The following is a 3,297-nucleotide window of genomic DNA, read 5'->3' as shown; positions in this document are numbered from 1 at the left end:
CGGCCCGCCAGCCCCACCCGGTCGAGCAAGGCCCGCGCCCGCTCGCGCCGCTCGCGCGGGGGCACCCCCGCCAGCGTGAGCGGAAACTCGACATTCTCCAGCGCCGTCAGGATGGACACGAGGTTGTGGCTCTGAAAGACGAAGCCGTAGTGCGCCAGCCGGAAGTCGGCCCGCCCCGCTTCCGGGAGCGCGTGCAGATCGGTGCCGTTCACGATCACCCGCCCGGAGGTCGGCGTGTCGAAGCCCGCCAGCAGGTTCAGCAGGGTGCTCTTGCCGCTGCCCGACGGTCCCACCACCGCCGTCAGGCCGGGCGCGAAGGTGTGGGTGAAGGGCGCGAGCGCCGTGACCTGGCCCTCGCCGCTGGGGTAGACCCGCGAGAGGTCCTCGACCTTCAGGGTGCCCATCAGACCCTCCCCAGCGCTTCGGTGATGTTCAGGCGGCTGGCGCTGCGGGCCGGGAGCAACCCCGAGAGCAGCCCCAGCAGCAGGCTGATGGCGAGCGCGAGCAGGGTCAGCCGGGGCGTCAGGGCCGCCGCGTCGATGCCCGCGAGGTCCTGGGTATAGAGGTTCACGACCCAGATGCCCAGCAGCCCCAGCAGCACCCCTCCCACGCCGCCCGCCAGCGAGAGCAGCAGCGACTCGGCCAGCACCAGCCCCCGCACGAAGCCCGGCCGCGCCCCGATGGCCCGCAGGGTCCCGAACTCGCGGGTGCGCTCGAACACGCCCATCATCACCGTGTTCGCCACCGCCAGCCCGCCCACGATCAGCGCGATCAGGCTGATGCCGAAGCGCACGGCGTCGCTGATGCGCAGCGCCCGGTCCACGAAAGACACGAAGTCCGACTGCGTCTGCGCCTCCACGTCCAGCCGCTCGGCGATGGTGTCGGCCACCGCGCGGGACTGCCGGGGGTCTTCGAGCTTGAGGGCCACCATCGAGACGCGGCCCTCGGCCCCCTCCGCCGCCTGCAGGGTCCCGATGGGCAGGAAGATCAGCGAGTCCACCAGCCCCGACTCGGGCGCGAGGATGCCCACGATCTTTACCCGGCTGCGGCGGTTGAGGTTGAGGGTGCCCCCCAGCCTCAGGTTCAGGTTCTCGGCGGTCTTGGCGCCGATGATCGCCACCGGACCGTCCTCGTCGGCCCCCGTCAGCGCCCGCCCCTGGGTGACCCGCGCGTTCGGGAAGATGTTGCTCATGCCCCCGCTGGCAGGCAGCCCGTACAGCACCGCGCTCTGGGTCACGTCGAGGCTGCCGCGCACCGTGACCACCACGGGCGTGACCGCCGTGATTCCCAGTTCGCCGGAGAGGGCGCGAATCTGCCCGGTCACCTCCTCGGGGAGGTTGGGCGAGGGTGCGAAGCCCTGCGAGAAGCCCGACAGACTGACCTGCACGTCGGGGCCGATGCCGCCCAGCTCGGCGGTGAACACCTTGCGGACGCCCTCGCCCAGCGACAGGAACACCACCATGCTGGCGACCGCCACCGTGATCCCCAGCGCGGTTAGCAGGGTCCGCACCGGGCGGCGGGTCAGGCCGCGCCACGCCAGGGTCCATAAGTCTTTGCCGTTCATTGGCTGACAGGCTACGCCGCCGGGCTGGGGGAGAGGGGGCGAAGGACTGCGGTGTGGTGTGAGGGGGTCTGGGGGCTTCCGGTGTCAGCGTGAAGCAGGGGTGCGGTTGATGGACAAGACATCCTGATTGCGGTTGGCCCCCACCCCCCTCCCCTCCCCTCAGGGAGGCAGGGGAGAGGCGCTGCGCCAGGCAAAGGTCGTTCCCCCATCGTCATCTCCGCTTGCCCCGTCCCCGTTTCCCCCTCCATGCCATCCTCTGCTGCGCAGCTTTGCAAGTCCCGCCCAAGGGAAAGGCCCCAGCGCATCCGCGCCGACCGGCTCGTCTGCCTGGAACGTGGGCTTGAGGGGTGGGGACGTTGAGATCGGCTGACACAGGGAAGAAAACGGCTCAGGCCAGGGCAGGTACGTGACCTACTCCCTCCCTCCTTGTGGGGGAGGGCTGGGGAGGGGGGTGGCGGGCGAAGCTCGCGCTCGTGCTGGACGGCAGAAATTGGTGCTGTGGTCTTCGTCCGAGCTGCAATGCGCATCAAGCGTTTGCAGGGGAGGTTGCAACTCGCAGAGCTGCGCAGCAGAGGGGGGAGGCAGGCCCCACTTGCCCTCACGCCAGCCAAAGCCGACACGGCGACAGGCTCCGCCCGCCCAACCGCCCCTTCACCTCTGGCCCCTACGCTGCCCTCATGCCCCGCCGCCTGCCCCTCCTCGCCCACCTCGCCCTGCTGCTCGCTGCCCAGGCGGGTGCCCAGACCCTCCTGCCGCTGGATTCGCGCCCCGCGACCCGCGTTCTGCCCGCCCTGATCGCCGGACTGCGCGGCGGGGAGGTGCGGGTGCCCCCCGCCGAACTGCTGGGGACAGCGGCGCGGGGGGCGGACCCGGCGGCCCTGACCGGGTGGCTGGAGGCGCAGCCNCCGCGACCCGCGTTCTGCCCGCCCTGATCGCCGGACTGCGCGGCGGGGAGGTGCGGGTGCCCCCCGCCGAACTGCTGGGGACAGCGGCGCGGGGGGCGGACCCGGCGGCCCTGACCGGGTGGCTGGAGGCGCAGCCCACCGGGACGCCGCTGGTGGCAGCGCTGGACGCCCTCGCCTACGGGGGCCTGGTGCAGTCGCGCACCAGCCCGCTGACGGCGGCGGAGGCGCTGGCCCGCCTGGAGCCGCTGCGGACGTGGACCGCGAGGACCGGGAGCCCGGTTTACGCCTTCGTCACCCTGCCGCGCGGGCCCGACGCGACCGACCGGCGGCGCAATCTGGCCGTGGTCCGCGAGGTGATGCGCTGGGCGGGGGAGGGGGCCTTCCGCGAACTGCACGTCACCTGGGACGACGCCCTGCCCGGCAGCCCGGCCCCGGCGGAGGGCGCGGCGCTGGCGGCCGGGGCTCCGGCCAACGTCCGCGTCTATCCCGGCGCCGACGAGGTGCTGAGCCTGCTGGTGGCCCGTGCCCTGGCCCCGGCGGAACGGACCGTGCGGGTGGAGTACAGCGACCCGGCGAAAGCGCAGGAGGTCATCCGGTATGAGGGCATCCCGCTCACGGTGAGCGTGCGCAACCACGCCGGGGCGGGCGGCTTCCGGGTGGTGGAGGGCGGGCGTGCGGACCTCACCCTCTACGTCTACAACGGCGGCGACCCCCGCCGGGCGGCGCTGCGGGTGAGTGCCCTGCTGCGCGGGGGGCCGGTGGCGGTGGCGGACGTGGCGCAGGTCAACCTCGGGAACGCGCGGCTGTGGCGCGACCTCGCCACGTTGC

Annotated in this window: 3 protein-coding genes and 1 pseudogene; 2 read left to right on the top strand and 2 right to left on the bottom strand. The window is 73.0% G+C overall.

Annotated features, from left to right (window positions below):
• Together QOL99_RS15995 and QOL99_RS15990 are read right to left on the bottom strand one after the other, a co-directional pair.
• On the bottom strand, nt 1-404 hold a 404-nt coding region (locus tag QOL99_RS15995; protein ID WP_285525282.1), incomplete at its 3' end, for an ABC transporter ATP-binding protein.
• Nucleotides 404-1,564: an ABC transporter permease gene (locus QOL99_RS15990; protein WP_285525281.1), complete on the bottom strand. Its 1,161-nt coding sequence runs from the start codon at nt 1,562-1,564 to the stop codon at nt 404-406. The genes QOL99_RS15990 and QOL99_RS15995, both read right to left, overlap by 1 nt.
• A 677-nt stretch (nt 1,565-2,241) precedes the next feature.
• On the opposite strand from QOL99_RS15990, the gene QOL99_RS15985 reads away from it, so the two are divergent.
• The gene (locus QOL99_RS15985; RefSeq protein WP_407650208.1) at nt 2,242-2,496 is read left to right on the top strand and encodes a DUF4127 family protein; all 255 of its coding nucleotides are present in this window, start codon (nt 2,242-2,244) and stop codon (nt 2,494-2,496) included.
• Nucleotides 2,472-3,297, top strand: a pseudogene (locus QOL99_RS15980) (DUF4127 family protein); the annotation flags it as partial. The gene QOL99_RS15985 and the pseudogene QOL99_RS15980, both read left to right, overlap by 25 nt.

It is taken from the genome of Deinococcus rhizophilus (assembly GCF_030271215.1).
Lineage (GTDB): Bacteria > Deinococcota > Deinococci > Deinococcales > Deinococcaceae > Deinococcus > Deinococcus rhizophilus.
The sequence above is the reverse complement of the archived record's forward strand: the minus strand, read 5'-3'. Positions and strand labels throughout refer to the sequence as shown.